The sequence below is a fragment of the Pseudomonas sp. GM102 genome (assembly GCF_000282555.1).
Taxonomy (GTDB): Bacteria; Pseudomonadota; Gammaproteobacteria; order Pseudomonadales; family Pseudomonadaceae; genus Aquipseudomonas.
Genome location: NZ_AKJB01000046.1, coordinates 25,234 through 40,960, shown reverse-complemented (window position 1 = coordinate 40,960; position 15,727 = coordinate 25,234). Strand labels below are relative to the sequence as shown.

11 protein-coding genes and 2 pseudogenes are annotated in these 15,727 nt (G+C 58.7%); 6 read left to right on the top strand and 7 right to left on the bottom strand.

Translation table 11 applies throughout. From position 1 onward, the window contains the following. The first annotated feature begins 22 nt into the window (after positions 1-22). The 3 genes from PMI18_RS20700 to PMI18_RS20710 all read left to right on the top strand — a co-directional run bounded on the left by PMI18_RS20700 (position 23) and on the right by PMI18_RS20710 (position 4,036). Complete coding sequence (locus PMI18_RS20700) at positions 23-1,102, top strand: mannonate dehydratase (protein WP_007898143.1); 1,080 nt, start codon at positions 23-25, stop codon at positions 1,100-1,102. A gap of 60 nt (positions 1,103-1,162) precedes the next feature. Continuing rightward, positions 1,163-2,695, top strand: a complete 1,533-nt coding sequence (locus tag PMI18_RS20705; RefSeq protein ID WP_007898142.1) for a UxaA family hydrolase — start codon at positions 1,163-1,165, stop codon at positions 2,693-2,695. An 87-nt stretch (positions 2,696-2,782) separates the two neighbouring features. Beyond that, the gene (locus PMI18_RS20710) at positions 2,783-4,036 is read left to right on the top strand and encodes an OprD family porin (RefSeq protein WP_007898141.1); all 1,254 of its coding nucleotides are present in this window, start codon (positions 2,783-2,785) and stop codon (positions 4,034-4,036) included. Positions 4,037-4,064: 28 nt separating this feature from the next. Here the strand turns inward: PMI18_RS20710 and PMI18_RS31495 are convergent. Continuing rightward, positions 4,065-4,244, bottom strand: a pseudogene (locus PMI18_RS31495) (FAD-dependent oxidoreductase); the annotation flags it as partial. A gap of 15 nt (positions 4,245-4,259) precedes the next feature. Here PMI18_RS31495 and PMI18_RS0129425 point away from each other — a divergent pair. After that, positions 4,260-4,827, top strand: a pseudogene (locus tag PMI18_RS0129425) (arginine N-succinyltransferase); the annotation flags it as partial. Between the two features lie 44 nt (positions 4,828-4,871). On the opposite strand, the gene PMI18_RS20715 reads toward PMI18_RS0129425, so the two are convergent. After that, the gene (locus tag PMI18_RS20715; protein ID WP_007898137.1) at positions 4,872-6,161 is read right to left on the bottom strand and encodes an MFS transporter; all 1,290 of its coding nucleotides are present in this window, start codon (positions 6,159-6,161) and stop codon (positions 4,872-4,874) included. 364 nt (positions 6,162-6,525) lie between these two features. On the opposite strand from PMI18_RS20715, the gene PMI18_RS20720 reads away from it, so the two are divergent. Both PMI18_RS20720 and PMI18_RS20725 read left to right on the top strand, forming a co-directional pair. Further along, the gene (locus PMI18_RS20720) at positions 6,526-7,812 is read left to right on the top strand and encodes an MFS transporter (RefSeq protein ID WP_007898134.1); all 1,287 of its coding nucleotides are present in this window, start codon (positions 6,526-6,528) and stop codon (positions 7,810-7,812) included. 221 nt (positions 7,813-8,033) lie between these two features. Then, the gene (locus tag PMI18_RS20725) at positions 8,034-8,822 is read left to right on the top strand and encodes an alpha/beta hydrolase (RefSeq protein ID WP_238542595.1); all 789 of its coding nucleotides are present in this window, start codon (positions 8,034-8,036) and stop codon (positions 8,820-8,822) included. Here the strand turns inward: PMI18_RS20725 and PMI18_RS20730 are convergent. The 5 genes from PMI18_RS20730 to PMI18_RS20750 form a co-directional block, all read right to left on the bottom strand. Further along, positions 8,819-9,913 (bottom strand): mandelate racemase/muconate lactonizing enzyme family protein, encoded by a 1,095-nt coding sequence (locus tag PMI18_RS20730; RefSeq protein WP_007898128.1) that lies wholly within the window; start codon positions 9,911-9,913, stop codon positions 8,819-8,821. The two genes, PMI18_RS20725 and PMI18_RS20730, sit on opposite strands and share 4 nt — an antisense overlap. 32 nt (positions 9,914-9,945) lie before the next feature. Continuing rightward, positions 9,946-10,737 (bottom strand): NAD-dependent epimerase/dehydratase family protein, encoded by a 792-nt coding sequence (locus tag PMI18_RS20735; RefSeq protein ID WP_007898127.1) that lies wholly within the window; start codon positions 10,735-10,737, stop codon positions 9,946-9,948. Positions 10,738-10,904: 167 nt separating this feature from the next. Continuing rightward, positions 10,905-12,299 carry an MFS transporter gene (locus tag PMI18_RS20740; RefSeq protein ID WP_007898126.1) on the bottom strand — a complete coding sequence of 465 codons (1,395 nt, stop codon included), beginning with the start codon at positions 12,297-12,299 and terminating at the stop codon, positions 10,905-10,907. Between the two features lie 169 nt (positions 12,300-12,468). Further along, the gene (locus PMI18_RS20745; RefSeq protein WP_033036134.1) at positions 12,469-14,010 is read right to left on the bottom strand and encodes a UxaA family hydrolase; all 1,542 of its coding nucleotides are present in this window, start codon (positions 14,008-14,010) and stop codon (positions 12,469-12,471) included. Positions 14,011-14,054: 44 nt separating this feature from the next. Beyond that, a complete protein-coding gene (locus tag PMI18_RS20750) occupies positions 14,055-15,617 on the bottom strand; it encodes an altronate dehydratase family protein (RefSeq protein ID WP_007898118.1) in 1,563 nt (520 codons plus the stop codon). Positions 15,618-15,727: the final 110 nt, after the last annotated feature.

The following is a 15,727-nucleotide window of genomic DNA, read 5'->3' as shown; positions in this document are numbered from 1 at the left end:
AGGCGTGAATGAGGTATCCCCGATGAAAATGATTTTCCGCTGGCACGGTCCGAAAGACCCGATCAGCCTGCAATACATCAACCAGATTCCAGGTCTGTACGGCATTGTTTCCTCGCTGTACGACATGCCGCTGGGCGAAGTCTGGCCTGTGGATCGCATCCAGAGCCTGCGCAGCGCCGCTGCGGCTTACAACCTGAAGATGGACGTGGTCGACAGTTTCCGTGTGCATGAAGAGATCAAGCTCGGCAAACCGGGTCGCGAAGCGCTGATCCCGCAGTACATCGAAACGCTCAAAAACCTTGCCGCCAGCGGCATCAAGATTGTCTGCTACAACTTCATGCCGGTGTTCGACTGGACCCGCACCCACATGGAGTATCAACTGCCGGACGGCTCCAACACCCTGGCGTTCGAGGCCGCGCTGGTGGACAAGCTCGATGTCTCCAGCGGTGTGATTCCGCTGCCGGGAATTGGCACCAAATACCCACCGGAGAAACTCCAGGCACTGCTGGAAGAATACAAAGGCGTCAGCACCGAGCAGATGTGGAGCAACCTTGAGTATTTCCTCGGGAAACTGGTGCCCGTGGCCGAACAACTGGGCCTGAAGCTGGCGCTGCATGCCGACGACCCGCCCCGTTCGGTGTTCGGCCTGCCACGCATCATCAAGAACATCGAAGACCATCGGCGCGTGCTCGACATTATCGACTCGCCAGCCAATGGCCTGACCTTGTGCAGCGGCACCATCGGTTCGGACCTGAACAACGATGTGCCGGCCTTTATCAACGAATTCGCCGCCCGCCAACGCGTGCACTACGTGCATCTACGCAATGTGAAAGTTGCCGATAACGGCGACTTCTACGAGTGCGCCCACCCGACCGAGTGCGGTTCCCTGGACATGGCGGAAATCATGCGTGCCCTGCATGACGCCAACTTCAGCGGCTACGCCCGGCCGGACCACGGTCGCATGATCTGGGGTGAAACTGGCGTACCGGGCTACGGCCTGTATGACCGCGCACTGGGCATCATGTACCTGCAAGGCCTGTGGGAAGGTATCGCCAAACAGAAAAGCAAAGCCCTCCTCAAGTCCCTCAGCGCCATGGCCTGATGCACATGTCGATGGGCACAAAACCCATCGACAACCCAATAACAAGAACTGGAGAGTTCCATGACTACCCGTGAAGTCAGCCCCGTCATTCGCCTCGACCCTGCCGACAATGTCGTGGTCGCCCGTGTCGCCATCGCTGGCGGTACACCGATTCCCGGTGAAGGTATAACGACCCTGCAAGAAATACCGCTGGGCCACAAGATCGCCACGCGCAGGATCGGGCAAGGCCATCCAGTGCTCAAATACAACACGGTCATCGGTTATGCCAGCGAAGACCTGGCGCCTGGTACCTGGATGCACAGCCACAACATCGCCTTTGGCGAAACCGACCGCGACTATCGCTACGGCCTTGACTACGTGCCCACCGACCTGCTGCCGCCGGAACAGCGTGCAACCTTCCAGGGCATCGTGCGCAAGGATGGACGCGTAGCAACGCGCAATTACCTGGGCGTATTCGTAGTCGGCAACTGCGGCGCGACCGTCGCCCGGAAAATCGCCAACCACTTTGACGAACAACACCTGGCGGATTACCCCAACATCGATGACGTGGTGCCGTTCGTTCACGAAATCGGCTGCGGCATGGAAATGACCGGCGAGCCCATGGACCTGTTGCGTCGAACCATCGCCGGGCATATCCGCCATGCGAATACCGCTGGCGGTTTGTTGATTGCCTTGGGCTGCGAACGCAACAACATCGACGGTTTCATCGCGCAAGAAAAACTCGAGATAAACGATCTGCTCAAGACCCTGGTGATCCAGGATGTCGGCGGCGTGAAAAGCGCGGTGGCACAAGGCATCAAACTGATCGAGGCGATGTTGCCCGAAGCCAATCGGGTCAAGCGTGAGCCGGTGTCGGCCGAACACTTGATGATCGGCATGCAGTGCGGCGGCTCCGATGGCTTCTCGGGACTGTCGGCCAACCCGGCGCTGGGTGCGGCAGTAGACATTCTGGTGCGCCATGGCGGCACGGCGATTCTCTCGGAAACCTCGGAAATTTTTGGTGTGGAGCACACGCTGACAGCGCGGGCGGTGACCCCGCAGGTCGGCCGCAAGCTGATCGAACGCATCGAGTGGTGGCTCAAGTACAACGAAGGTCGCGATACTCAGATCAATGGACGGGTCAGCCCCGGCAACAATGCCGGCGGCTTGGCCAATGTGCTGGAAAAATCCCTCGGCGGCGCCAAGAAAGGCGGCAATGCCCCCTTGATGGATGTCTATGAGTACGCCTATCCGGTCACGACTCATGGCCTGGTGTTCATGGACACCCCCGGTTATGACCCAGTGTCTGCCACCGGCCAGATCGCTGGCGGGGCCAATATGATCGCCTTCACCACCGGACGCGGTTCGTGCTTTGGCTCGGTTCCCGCGCCAACCTTCAAGCTCGCCAGCAACTCGCCCATGTTCAACCGCATGAGCGATGACATGGATATCAACTGCGGGCAGATCATCGACGGCGACAAGAGCATCAAGGAAATGGGCCAGGAGATCTTCGAACGCCTGCTGGCCCATGCGTCCGGCGAGAAGACCAAAAGCGAACTCAATGGCCTGGGCGAGGATGAGTTTTGCCCGTGGCAGATTGGCGTACTGGCCTGACAAACCGCTTCATCCCCCAACAACAAAAATAACGCTGCACTCTGCGCGGCATGGCCACGCCATGCCCGCAATTCCCTTGGAGAGACCATGCACAATAATAAGAAAGCGTTTCTGGGCACCACCCTGCTCCCTCTCGGTCTGTTCGCCCCGTCAGCGTTCGCTGCAGGTTTTGCCGACGACAGCCATGTCACTTTGCAAACCAGTAACTTCTACATGAACCGGGATTTTCGCGAAGATGCCGGGGTGTCCAAACGAGAAGAATGGGCGCAAGGCTTCGTGCTGGATTTTCGTTCGGGCTACACCCCGGGCACGCTCGGTTTTGGCGTCGATACGCTGGGTATGCTGGGGCTCAAACTCGACTCCAGCCCTGATCGCAGCGGCACCGGTTTGTTGCCGGTTGGCCATGACGGGCGAGCGCCGGATCAGTACAGCAAATTCGGTTTAGCGGCCAAGGTCCGGGTATCCAAATCCGAACTGAAAGTCGGCACACAGATTCTCAAATACCCGACCATTGCCTCCAGCACCGGACGAATCCTGCCGCAGACTTTTCAAGCCGGCATCCTGACCGCCAAAGAGCTCGACAATCTCACGTTCACCTTTGGTGATATCAATCGCACCACCTTGCGCGACTACTCGCACAACCAATCGCTGACCCTGGTAAACAAAAACAAACGCTTCAGCAGCACACCGGATGCCGACGATTTCAAACTGGGCGGCGCGGATTACGCGATCGGCAAAAATCTGACCCTCAGCTACCAATACGGTGAACTGGACAACATTTACCGACAGCAGTACATCGGCCTGGTACACAACCTGGCGCTCCCGCTCGGCGCGTTGAAAAGCGATGTGCGCTACTACATCAGCAATGAGGCCGGTGACGCACGTGCCGGCAAGGTCGACAATCGCACCCTCAACGCGCTGTTCAGCTACACGCTCAGCGGTCATGGGGTTGGCCTTGGTTACCAGGGACTCAGTGGTTCGACTGCCATGCCGTATGTGGTCGGTACCGACGCTTACCTGACCAACTACATGATGGCCAACGACTTCATGGAGCGCGGCGAGCGCTCATGGCAGCTGCGCTACAGCTACGACTTCGCCGCCCTCGGGATTCCCGGCCTGACTTTCGCCACCCGCTATACCAAGGCCGATCACGCCAACCCGGCGACCGTTGCCGGAGAGGGCCGTGAGTGGGAGCGCGACACCGACTTGGGCTACACCGTCCAGAGTGGCGCCCTGAAGAATGTCAGCGTGCTTTGGCGCAACGCTGCGTTGCGCTCGAATTACCTGCGCGATATCGACGAAAACCGATTGATCGTGAGTTACACCCTTCCATTATTTTGACCGCTTCAGGGGGCTGTACGCCCTCCTCTCAATCCCCCGCTGCCAGATAGAGGCGTTGCAAGCCGTGGAATGGAATTCTGCACAGGGGCGTGATCGGGAACGGGAAGTCCTGCGTCGCCCCCGACAGCTTCGCTGCCAGATGCCTGCCTAACGCCGTGGACAGGGCAATGCCGCGACCGTTGCATCCGAGCAAGATCGACACCCCCGACTGACCACCTCTCGACAGGTGATTACAGAGATGCGCGTTATTCGGACGAACAGGGCATCTCGCCCTTCTGGGAAGGCCTGGGCCGGCACTTCTTCAAGATGGATTTTGCCGACGCCGACTACCTCTCCGGCCAGGGCAACAAGACCTTTATCGCCGAGCTGATGCCCAAGTTTCCGCTGCCGACCTGCCTGCTGCCAGAAGCCGCCCGGGCGGCGATCGGCCGGGTTCACCCCAATACAGAACCCACCCTGGGCATGCTCAAGGCCGAAGGTTTCGGATTCAAGGAATACATCGACATCTTCGACGGCGGTCCGCTGATCGAGTGCGCCACCGATGAAATCCGCGCGGTGCGCGATAGCCAGGTCCTGCAACTTAGCATCGGCACTCCAGGGGAACTGGCGCAGGACTACCTGATCCATAACCGGCAGTTCGCCGAATGCCGAATCACCACCGCCCCGGCATGGGTCGCCGCAGGAACATTGATTGTCGATGCCAGCACCGCCACAACCTGGGTTTGAGTGCAGGATCGTCGGTGCGCGCGGTCACTCTGGCGGTGCCGGCGCGCCAAGCGTACGCGGCCTAGAGGTATAGAAAAGCAAGCGCCGCTACGATTGCGTCATCACTGATTCAAGTGGCATCGGCTGTGATCGTTTCGACCGGTTTCATGGGCTTGACACCTCGCACTACCACCAACACCACCACTGCGCCCGCCGCTGCTGCAATGCTTGCCAGCACAAAGGCTGTGTTGTAACCGCCGCCATATTGCACGACATAGCCGGTCAAGGCTGGCGCCAGCAGCCCCGCAAGGTTCGCCAGCAAGTGGACAAAACCACCGGTGCCGCCGATATGCTCGGACGGCACGATTTCCTGCAACAGGATCCAGCACAGCTGTGGCGACATGAACAGAAACAGGTTCCCCAGGGTAATGAACACCACAGCGCTGGTCAGGTCGCTGGTTCTGGACACCATCAGCACGCAAGCCGCTGCCACCGCCAGACCGAGGATCAGGATCGACTTACGGGCGAACACGCCCTTGCCGGTCTTGCGCAGAATCGCATCCGAAGCGGTTCCTCCGGCGAGAAAACCAATCGCTGCGCCCACCCAAGGGATCATGCCGATGATGCTCATACTCTTGACGTCCAGGTGCTGATAGTCAGTCAGGTAACTGGGCAACCATGTCAGGAAGAAATACATCACGTAGTTGGAGCAGAAATAGGCGAACGCCACGGCCAACACCGGCACGGAAAAAATGTAGTGCCAGACACTGTATTTACCCGCCTCACCGGCCACCGGCTGTCGGGCTCGGCTATTTTCGATCAGCTCGCGTTCCTGGGCTGTCACTCGTGGATGTTGCGCAGGCGTGTCCTTGAACATCAGGCACCAGGCCGCTAGCCACACCAGCCCCAGCATGGCAATGACCACGAACGACACACGCCAGCCATAGTGCCAGGCGACTAACCCCACCACCGGGGCGGCAATTGCGGCGCCCAACGGCTGGCCGCAACTGGACAGACCTAATGCGAACGCCGCTTCCTCACGAGGAAACCAGTTGGTAACGGTCTTGTTGGTTGTGCTGCCCATAGGGCCTTCGCCGATGCCGAACAACACCCGACAGATCAACAATTGGGTGAAGGTCCCCATCCAGGCGGTGAGACCACAGAACATCGACCAGAACGCCGCCGCGCAACCAAACACGCGTTTTGGTCCGAAACGATCGGAGGCATAACCGCCGACGAAGCAGAACACGCAGTAACCCAGAAAGAAACTGCTGAACAGAACCCCCATCTGCGCGTCGTCGATTTTCAGGTCTTGTTTGATCAAGGGAGCGGCCACCGACAAGGCGGCGCGGTCGAGGTAATTCAGCATGCCAGCAAAGAATAGTAAGGCAGCGACGACCCAACGATATTTTTTATTCATGTGCGTTATCTGACTCAGGGAGTGGCTTATTTTTATGGCGACCACGCACCAGTACGTGAGCTCGCATCGCGCGGCGGTTCGATATACGAAGTTCACACGCGCGGATGTAACTGCCAATGCTATAGGCACGTCCTACAGACCAAGAACGCCGGGTTGTCCCACGATCTGAGACTGCCCTCCATCAACTGCGAAAGCCTGGCTTTGCTCAGTAGCCACCTCATGAATCGGACTAAAGCCTGCTTTTGTCTCAGGTATTGGAACGTCAGCAGCTCTGCGGTGACACGCCAATGTGCAAGCGCCTAAGCGCAACGTAGGGTGAAGAACAGAAACCTGTCCGCTTACCCAACGCCCCTAGAGGTGGTTCATGCCTAACAATAAAAAGAAATATCGCTCCACGATTCTGTTCATGTTGTTGATGGCCATGATCATCAACTATATCGACCGCGCGGCCCTGTCGATTGCCATGCCCTTCATCACTCAGGATTTTCATCTGACGCCCGTTGAAAAGGGCCTCATTTTCAGCGCATTTTCCGTCGGTTATGCCTCATTCAATGTCATCGGCGGCTATTTGTCCGACCGTTTCGGAGGTCGCCAGGTGTTGATATGGTCTATGGGTGGCTGGTCGTTGGTGTGCGGCATCACCGCATTGGTTTTCAACTTCTGGTCATTGTTGGTGGTGCGGGCATTTTTCGGTGCCGGTGAAGGCCCGAACTCAGCCACTGCCAACAAAGTGGTGAACACCTGGTTCCCAATCAAGGAACGCGCCAGTGCGGCAGGCATCAATCAGGCCGGCGGCCCGATCGGTGGGGCCTTGGCCGGCCCGATCATCGGCTTCATGGCCTTGTGGCTCGGCTGGCGAGTGGCCTTTGTGGTGATGGCAGTGATGGGTTTGTTCTGGGTCGTGGCCTGGGCGCGGCTGACCACTGAAACCCCGGCTCAGCACCCCAAAGTCAGTCCGCAAGAACTCGCACTGATCAACCAAGGTCGTGAAGACAACGCGAACGTGGCAGGAAAGAAAGCTTCGTTTCGCGATGTGCTGCGCAACCGCTCGGTATTGCTTATGGGCATCTCACTGTTTTGCTACAACTACATCCTGTTTTTCTTCATGACCTGGTTCCCAAGCTATCTGGTGGACGCCAAAGGTGTGAGTCTGCAGAACATGAGCATCGTCAACTCGTTGCCGTGGATTGTCGGTGCCGTGGGATACCTGTCGGGCGGGCTTCTGGTGGACTACATCTTCCGCCGCACGGGCAAGCAGATGTTCTCGCGCAAGGTCGTGCTGGTCACCTCGTTGATGATCGCCGCGTTCTGCATCGGCCTCACCGGACTGGTGGAGAACGTGAATCTGGCGGTCGGCATCATGACCGTCGCTATCGGCTTCCTGATGCTTACTGCGCCCGCCTACTGGGCGCTGATCCAGGACGCCGTGCCAAGCAATCAGGTGGGCACTGCCAGCGGTTTCATGCACGGGCTGGCAAACCTGTCGGGCATCGTCGGGCCGACGATTACCGGTTATCTGATCCAACACTCGGGCACCTACTCCACCGGCTTTGTGCTGGCGGGCACCTTGGGCGTTATCGGAGCGTTGATCGTGGCGTTTTTCGTCGGGCGCAACAAACCTGAGCCGGTAGGCGTGGCGCGTATGGCCTGATTGATCGTTGCTTCAATCCAGACAGCTGCCTTTGGGCGGCTGTTTTCATTCCCTTGCTTACGGGCGCACACCCAATGCCTGCACCCTACCCCTTGAGCCCACAGATCCAGGCGATGCTTGCGCGATGTTTGGTTTTCGCGCCGTCCGAAAACTCCCTGGCCGCAAAACGTACGGCCTTTCTTGCCTTGTGCCGCGACTTCACTGGCAACAGGCCCGCAGGCTTGACGCAGCAGGACGTTGACCTGGACGGACTGACCTTGCGTGTCTACCAGCCTGAAACCGAACAACCTGAAAATGGATGGCCCACACTACTGTACCTGCACGGTGGCGGCTGGAACATGGGTGGACTGGATAGTCACGACTGGTTTGCCTACGAGGTTGCCAGACGTCTGCACATTGCGATCGTCGCGGTGGCGTATCGGCTGGCGCCGGAACATCCGTATCCGGCGGCCCTACAAGATTCGCTGACCGCATTGCGTACCTTGCGGACAGGGCGAGTATTGAACTCGTTGTCATCAGATCGATTGGTTGTGTGCGGTGAAAGCGCGGGCGGTACGCTGGCGGCTGCGCTGTGCATGGCGTTACGCGAATCAGGCGAGAAACAGCCGCTGGGTCAGGCACTGCTCTACCCGGTGCTAACGGCATTCGAGGACCTGTCATCTGCGCATGAATGTGCCGATGCACCGTTCCTGACCAGTGCCGCGGTACGGGCATCGATTGAAGGTTATCTGCCGGATCGGACTGACTGGAACTCGCCCTTGGCGATGCCGCTGGCGGCGACTGACTACACCGCACTGCCACCCACCTTCATCGGTGTCGCACAGTTCGATTCATTGCGCGATCACGGCATCGAGTACCATCACCGATTGCTTGAGGCCGGGATTGACAGTCGGTTATATATCGGTCAGGGGCTGGTACACGGGTGTCTGCGCGATGATTCGATTCCCGAGGTGGCGGCGTTGTATGAGCAATTCATCCGCCACGTCGCGGATTTTCTGACGGGGGCTTAACCGCGAAGAAACTTCGACACCACCGCCTCATCCGGTGCCAACCCGATCCCCGGTTGATCCCCCAGCACAAACGCCGCGCCCTGACGAATCGGTGTCAGGTCGATCAACCAGGCCGCAGGATCCACGTATAGGTACTCCACCTGCATCATCTTCGGAAATGCTGCCGCCAGATGCAACGTTGCCAGAAAACCCGGTCCGAAATACGGACTGTGGGGCAACACGCCGGTCTTGTGCTGCTCGGCAGCGTGCATGATCTTGATGAACTCGCTGATCCCGCCAACCTTGCTCACGCTGGGCTGAATGTAATCCACCGCACCGCTTTCCATGGCCTGGCGAAACTGCCGCTCAGTGCACCAGTTTTCGCCGGCGGCAATCGGTATATCAGGGTTGCGCAGACTGTTCAGCGCAGCAAAATCCTCCGGTGGGAAAATCGGCTCTTCCAGCCAGGAGATGTTGCTCATCTGCCGCAGGCGTAGCAGGTTGTCCCTGGCCACATCCATGTCCCAGCTGCAATTGACATCGACCGAAATCGCAACCCGCCCGCCAGTTGCGGCGTGGCAGGCCTCGATTGGTGCCATGTTGATTTCGTGCAGTTTCAGACTGTCGAAACCCTCATCCAGCGCCTGTCGACAGATCTTTGGAGCGATCTCGACATCGTCATAGCGCACCAGACTGGCATAGGTGCAAAGACGAGTGTTCTCGCCCTCGCCCAGCACCTTGTACAAGGGCTTTTTTGCCCGTTTGGCATACAGATCCCACAGCGCCATGTCCACACCGGAGATGGCGAACATCGTCACGCCATATCGACCGAACAGATGCAGCTGGCGCTGAATCCGCTGACTCCACTGTGCGATGGAATCTACCGTGGTGCCTTCGAGCATCGGCCTGATCAGACGTTCAACCACTGCTTTGGTCGAGTCGGCGATGAAGTAGCCGAATGCCTCGCCCCACCCCACCACTCCATCGTTATCTTCGATACGAATCAGCACGGTTTCCAAAGTGTTCCAGGTGGTTGGGGTGATCCCTTGTCCTTTGCCACCATCCGTGAAGGGAATCTCGACGATGCGCGTCTGGACCGATCGAATCTTCATCAATACCTACCTTGTTGTTTTCTTCAAATCGCTTATGCCAGCTTCAGTGCGTGGGGGATGTACGGGCCACCGACAAAGCCCGCCCCTTCGTTGGGCGACATGTCGGCAAGGACGACAAAATCATCGGCCAGATGCTCGCTGGCGAGGTCCTGCGGACGATAGCCCAGCGCATGAGCCCGGGCATTTGCAAACAGCCCATCCGGGCATCGAGACACACCGTAAACCGTGTCGCAACGTAGATCAGGATGGTTCAGGCCGATGTCGATCAACTGCACCAGATCGCGAATACTCACCCAAAGGCGCAGTCGGCGCGCATCCACGGCAGTGTCGCCTGCGCTGCCGATACGAATGTTTAACGCTCGCAAGCCGGTACGATAAGCGTAGAGCGCAACCGCGCCCTCGCCGAACACTTTGCTCAGCGCGTAGAAACCATCCGGGGCGATCGGCGCCTCGTCACCCGCAAAGTCTTCTGTTAGATGCTGACCCAGCACGTGATGACTGCTGGCGAACACGAAGCGCTCGATGCCCGATCGCTGGCAAGCGTCGAGCAGATGCAGCGTGCCGCGATAATTAGCGTCCAGTGTGGCTTCGAAGCTGATGTCCAGACTGTGCGCGCACGCCAAGTGAATGACGGCATCGACACCCTCACACGCTTCCAGTACCGACGCTTGATTCGATAGGTCGGCGACAAAACGGGTTTCACCGTCTTGCAAGTCGGGCGCGGCAATGCGGTCCAGCAGACGCAGTCGATAGCGGTTGCGCAGTAACGGTCGGATGCGGGTGGCAACGCCGCCAGCGGCGCCGGTGATCAGCAGGGTTTTCATGTCTTGCACCGTGAAGGTTGATTCTTGTCATGGCGGGTCCTCGCAGGACCTGCATCGGGGCAGAGTGCAGACAGCCCTTGGCAAAATCAAAGCGTAGAGGGCCAGAACGGGTTAACGAAAGCGGCCTGTCTCAACTGATGGGACAGGCCACACTGTCGCAGTGCTGGTCAGCCAATCCTGGCTAGCTCCAGACGCTGGATCTTTCCGACGATCATCCAATAACTGAGCACGGCGATCAGCCCGTGAGCACCGACAAAGATCAACGCGCTGGCGAACGAACCGCTCGACTGCAGCAAGTAACCAATGACCACTGGAGTGATGATTCCAGACAGGTTGCCGATGGCGTTGAACACCCCGCCGGTGGTACCAATCAACTCTTTCGGCGCGGTGTCGGCGACCACTGCCCAGCCCAACGAGCCGAAGCCTTTACCGAAGAACGCCAGACTCATCAGGGCAATGACCAGCATCTCGTTGCTCACCACATTGCACAGCATGATGCTGGCACTGAGCAGCAGGCCGATGGTGATCGGGGTCTTGCGGGCGATGCTCAGGTTGCCGGTCCTTTTCAGGATGGCATCCGAGACGAAGCCGCTGGACACCCCGCCCACCAAGCCGCAGAGCGCCGGAATAGCCGCCACGAATCCGGCCTGAAGAATGTCGAAACCACGCTCCTTGACCAGGTAGATCGGGAACCAGCTCATGTAGAACCAGGTGATTGCGTTGATGCAGTACTGGCCAAGAAAGATCCCCACCATCATCCTGCTTTTAAACAGCCGACCGATGTCGGCCAACTGATGGCGTTTCTGCTCACCGGCTTGCTTGGCCGAAGGCCGTTGTTCGAGGTCCACCAAGCCTTCCCCCGCGCGGATGTACTCAAGCTCGGCGGCGTTCATTTTTGGGTGGTGGATCGGCAAATAGTAATAGCGCCACCAGATACCGCCGATGACCATCCCCAGCAGGCCCATAATGATGAACACGTACTCCCAACCAAAGCGATGACAGAGCCAGCCCATGAACGGCGTGAAAACTGCCAGTGACAAGTACTGCGCGCTATTGAAGATTGCCCCGGCCGTACCACGCTCCGACGACGGAAACCAGGCGGCGATTACTCGGCCGGCCGCGGGCCCCACCGGGGACTCCGCAGCACCCAGCAAAAAGCGCAGGGCCAGTAGTAGCGGCACCACCAGTCCGATGAAATGTACCAGCCCCATGCACACGGTGAAGGTTGACCAGACCACCACCGCCACCATCATGGCCTTCTTCGAGCCGATGTGATCGGCCAGCCAACCCGAGGGAATCAGAAAGATCACATAGGCCCAACTAAAGGCGGAAAACAGATAACCCAATTCGATGGAGCTGATGCCCAGCTCTTTGGCCATGTCGCCACCGGCCACCGATAATGCCGCTCGGTCACCCGTGCTCAAAGCCAGGACGATGGTGATCAGCGCCAGGATACCGAAACGGTAATGGGTCGCCTTGAGGACGCCCGCGCCTGGCACCACCCGGGCAGTCGCAATAGGCTGCGCGGGTTGTTGCTCATCGAGGGTGTAGGATTTGTTCATGGGTCAGCCTCGTATAGTTATTGTGATAGGCAGGGTTATGTGTTGTTTCCATTGCAGGAGGTTTGGCGCAAACGGCAGGCAGCCGGAATCCGTCAGCGAAAGACTGCCAAAACTCGTTTGTTCAAGGGGCTGACATAAATCGCGTCAGCCCGGCGGCAAAACCAGTGGTTTAATCCACAACGCCAATCGGCCATGGCACGAACTCATTGAGTCCGACGCCCAACGCCTCGCTCTTGGTCGGTTCACCCGAGGCATGACGCAAAATCTGCTGGAAAATCCGCTCGCCCATCTGGGCGATGGTTGCGTCGCCTTCGATGACGATGCCGCAATTGATGTCCATGTCGGCGACCATGCGGTTGTACATCGGTGTATTGCTTGCCAGCTTCATGGTGGGGGCTGGCACCGAGCCGAAGCACGAGCCGCGCCCGGTGGTGAAGCAGATCATGTTGGCCCCGCCGGCAATCTGTCCGGTGGCGGCCACCGGGTCGTAACCGGGCGTGTCCATGAACACCAGACCGTGCTGTGTCACGGGTTCGGCATATTCGTAGACTTCCATCAACGGCGCGTTACCGCCCTTCTTCGCGCCGCCAAGGCTTTTTTCCAGTACGTTGGCCAAGCCGCCGGCGTTGTTGCCCGGACTGACTCGCCCGTTGATCTGGGTGTCGCGACCTTCGTTGTACTTAAGCCACCAGTTGATCCGCGCCACCAGCTTATGCCCCACTTCAGGCGACCTTGCCCGGGCAGTCAGGGTATGCTCGACACCGAATATTTCCGAGGTCTCGGAGAGGATCGCCGTACCACCATTGGCGATCAGCAGTTCCATGGCCGCGCCCAGCGCCGGATTGGCCGACAACCCGGAAAAGCCGTCCGAACCACCACATTGCAAGCCGATCATGATGTGCTCGGCGGATACCGTTTCACGCTTCACATCGTTGGCTTGGGCGAGCATTTTTTCGACAGCGGCGATGCCGGACTCAATGCTGCGTTTCGTCCCGCCCAGCTCTTGCATTACCAGCGTTTGCAGCGCTGTGCCGACCTCAAGCTGCTGTTCTTGAAGGAACGACTCCAGATCGTTATGCTCCTCACCCAGGGCGATCAGCAACCCTGCCGCTGTGTTCGGGTGTTTGATATAGCCGCCCAGGGTACGACGCAGCAGTGCCATTGGTTCGCCGGTCTTCTCCATACCAGAGCCCTGCTCATGGATGTATGGCACCACGCCATCGATGTTCGGATACGCTGTCAGGCGCTCCGGAGTGAACCAGGCGGAAATTTTGCGGGCTACCGTTGCACCGCTGTGACCGACCGTGAAGACACCGATGTAATTGCGCGTGGCGACTCGGCCGTCAGGGCGAACGATGCCCTGAAAAGTCGACCGCTGCTCCGGTGCGACCATTTTTGTCGGTTGATAATCCAGACCGTGGCGATAATCCTTCACTACCTCATCGAAAGCGATGTTGTGGCTGTGGACCCAAGTGCCAGGGATCACGTCTTCGCAAGCGAAACCGATCACTGTGTTGTACTTCAGCACAGGTTCGCCCTTGGCCAGAAAACGCGTGGCGATCTTGTGCCCGGCCGGCACCTTCTGCAGGGTCGTGACGCCTTCGTTGGGCACGGCGGTGCCGGGTTCGACTTCCATCCGCGCCACCACCACGTTGTCCTTGGGGTCCAGACGAATAAAAGGGCTTTTCACCGGGACAGTCGTCGCGCTCATTGTTTTGCTCATATCTGCTGTTGTCATTGTTCTTTGCTCCACAATCAGGCCAGAACGCCCTTGGGCCAAGGCACGAACTCGTTTTCACCGACACCAAGGGCTTCGCTGCAGGTTTTTTCACCGCTGGCGTGACGCAGCAGGCTGTCGAAAATGCGCTGCCCCATCTGTTGGACCGAAAACTGCCCGTCCAGCACAGGGCCGCAATCCAGATCCAGATCGTCTTTCAGATGGCGGAAGACCTTGGTGGTGCTGGCCATTTTCAGGGTCGGCGCCAGCGCCGCGCCAAAACCCGAACCGCCGCCCGTGGTGAGGCAGATCATGTTGGCGCCGCCGGCAACCTGCCCGGTCGCAGACACCGCTTCGTAGCTCGGCGCATCCATGAATACCAGTCCCTTACGCGTCACTTTGTGCGCGTAACCAAACACGCCCTGAATGGGCGTGCTGCCGCCACGGCTCAGGCCTGTCAGGGCTTTTTCGCGAATGGTCGATAGCCCCTTCGCTTCCTTGTCAGTGAAAATCTGCCGGTTCAGGCGAGTGTCACGCCCCTGCTGGTAGGTACGCCATTCTTGCAGAGTCAATCGAAGTTGCTCAGCAACATCAGCGTCAGCCGCACGGCTGCGCAGGTCCTCACCCAGTGCGGCGAGATCACCGGTGTCGGAGAGAATCACCGTCCCGCCGTTTTGCACCACCCGATCCATCGCAGCACCCAGTGACGGATTTGCCGAGACCGCGCAGAAACCGTCCAGCGCGGCGGATTGGATACCGATGCTCAAGTGTTCAGCGGACACCGTCTGACGACTGAAGGTGTTGGCCGCTGGCAACATTTTTTCGATGGCGGCAATGCCTTGCTCGATGGCATTAGCGGTACCGCCGACTTCCTGCAACACCAAGGTCTGAAAATCCGCTGCGGCGCTTAGTTTTTCCTGATCGAGGAAGCCATAAATGTTGTTGCGCTCGCAGCCCAGAGCCAACACCAGAGCCCCGGCAATGTTCGGGTTGCGGATACTGCCGCTCATGGTGCGGCGCAGCAGGTCCATGGGCTCGCCGGTCATTTCCATGCCGCAGCCGATTTCATGAATGAACGGAATCACACCATCGACATTGGGCCAAGCCGCCAGACGGGCTTCAGTGAACCAATCGGCGACCTTGCGCGCCGCGGTCGCCGCGCAATTACCGACGATAAACACGCCCAGGTAATTACGGGTCGCCACTCGCCCGTCGGCGCGCACATAACCCTGAAACGTCGCACGCTGATCTGCAGGCAGTAATACCGCTGCGTTGGCGGTCGGCAGAGGATCCCGGGTTTGATCATCGAGCTTGAATTCAGTGTTGAGGATTCTTGAACCCGCTGCGATATCACTCACGGCGACACCAATCAGTCGGCCGCCTTTGATAACGTGCTCACCGGCAGAAATATCACGCGCTGCAACTTTCTGGCCGGCAGCAATGGATTCCCGGGTGATGACCGTCTCGCCTTGCAGAGCGGTGGCGCCAACGATGTCGACCCGGGCGATGAGCAGGTTGTCATCACGATCAAGACGAACAGCCTGGCGGTTGATGGACAAGCCTGTGTAGGGGCTTGCCTGCTGAGAGTGGTGTACGGACACGGCAATTTCCTCTGCGCACGGATGCTGCGGTGTGCGAAAGTTGAACGGTGGTCGAGGCGTCCACGACCGTTTTGTTTTTATGGAAAAACGATAACAACCGGGCTCTGTAA

Bases quoted from the DNA above. Each gene is read 5' to 3' on its own strand.
- PMI18_RS20735 (WP_007898127.1), bottom strand. From the start codon at position 10,737: ATGAAAACCCTGCTGATCACCGGCGCCGCTGGCGGCGTTGCCACCCGC.
- PMI18_RS20705 (WP_007898142.1), top strand. From the start codon at position 1,163: ATGACTACCCGTGAAGTCAGCCCCGTCATTCGCCTCGACCCTGCCGAC.
- PMI18_RS20715 (WP_007898137.1), bottom strand. From the start codon at position 6,161: ATGAATAAAAAATATCGTTGGGTCGTCGCTGCCTTACTATTCTTTGCT.
- PMI18_RS20740 (WP_007898126.1), bottom strand. From the start codon at position 12,299: ATGAACAAATCCTACACCCTCGATGAGCAACAACCCGCGCAGCCTATT.
- PMI18_RS20720 (WP_007898134.1), top strand. From the start codon at position 6,526: ATGCCTAACAATAAAAAGAAATATCGCTCCACGATTCTGTTCATGTTG.
- PMI18_RS20700 (WP_007898143.1), top strand. From the start codon at position 23: ATGAAAATGATTTTCCGCTGGCACGGTCCGAAAGACCCGATCAGCCTG.
- PMI18_RS20730 (WP_007898128.1), bottom strand. From the start codon at position 9,913: ATGAAGATTCGATCGGTCCAGACGCGCATCGTCGAGATTCCCTTCACG.
- PMI18_RS20745 (WP_033036134.1), bottom strand. From the start codon at position 14,010: ATGAGCGCGACGACTGTCCCGGTGAAAAGCCCTTTTATTCGTCTGGAC.
- PMI18_RS20710 (WP_007898141.1), top strand. From the start codon at position 2,783: ATGCACAATAATAAGAAAGCGTTTCTGGGCACCACCCTGCTCCCTCTC.